Source organism: Streptomyces sp. NPDC014727 (genome assembly GCF_043083485.1).
Classification (GTDB): domain Bacteria; phylum Actinomycetota; class Actinomycetes; order Streptomycetales; family Streptomycetaceae; genus Streptomyces.
The window spans coordinates 1-1,051 of the sequence record NZ_JBIBYR010000092.1 but is presented as its reverse complement, the minus strand read 5'-3'; the positions used below and the strand labels follow the sequence as shown (position 1 = coordinate 1,051).

1 protein-coding gene is annotated in these 1,051 nt (G+C 64.0%); it reads left to right on the top strand.

Going from position 1 to position 1,051, the window contains the following annotated elements; translation table 11 throughout:
• Nucleotides 1-1,051, top strand: a 1,051-nt coding sequence (locus tag ACF1B9_RS38050) for a condensation domain-containing protein (protein ID WP_391795997.1), incomplete at both ends; no start/stop codon positions are given.

Here is a 1,051-nt window from a genome sequence, read left to right as displayed (position 1 = left end):
CGCACCCTTCGAACAACTCGTCGAACTCCTCAACCCCACCCGCACCACCGCCCACCACCCCCTCTTCCAAATCTCCCTCGCCTTCCAAAACAACAGCCTCCCCCACCTCACCCTCGGCAACATCAACACCACCTACCAACCCACCTCAACCGGCACCTCACGATTCGACCTCCTCTTCAACATCGTCGAACCACCAGACGACGAAAACGGCAACACCGGCTACAAAGGAATAGTCGAATACGCCACCGACCTCTTCGACCGCGAAACCATCGAACAGCTCATCACCCGCTATCTCGACCTGCTGAAAACAGCCGTCACCAACCCGGACACCCCACTCCGAACCATCGACGTACTCCTCCCCCACGAACGCCACCAACTCCTCGAAACCTGGAGCCGGCAAACCGAGGCCCTTCGTCACGAAGCGGTCCGGTCACTGGTGGAAAAAGTCCAAGACGCCCGGGTCCACGTGCTGGACGGCGAGTTGCAGCTGGTGCCCATCGGTGTGGTGGGCGACCTGTACGTATCGGGCGTGCCGTCGGATCGGGACCGATCGACCGACGGGCACTTCGAGACGAACCCCTACGGCCCGCCCGGCTCCGGTCTCTACCGCGCCAGTCAGCCGGCCCGGTGGACCCGCGATGGCCGGCTGGAGTTGGTGCAACGCGTCGACGAAAAGGCGGCGGAGCAAGTCGTTCCGGAGTATCGGAAGCCACGCAACATTCAGGAAGAAGTGCTGGCCGGGCTGTTCGCGGAGGTGCTGAACGTCACCGAGGTCGGGATCGACGACAGCTTCTTCGGTCTGGGCGGCCACTCGCTGCTGGCCACCTGGTTACTGTCCCGTATCCGGACCGTACTGAGCGTCGAGGTGCCGATACGCCTGTTCTTCGAGTACCCGACGGTGGCGCAGCTGGCACCACAGCTGGACGGGCGGCCGGTGCAGATTCCGGTCGTGGCGGGGCCTCGCCCGGAACGGCTGCCGTTGTCATTCGCGCAGCGCCGGCTGTGGTTCCTGCACCGCTTCGAGGGCCCCTCAGCGACATACAACGTCCCC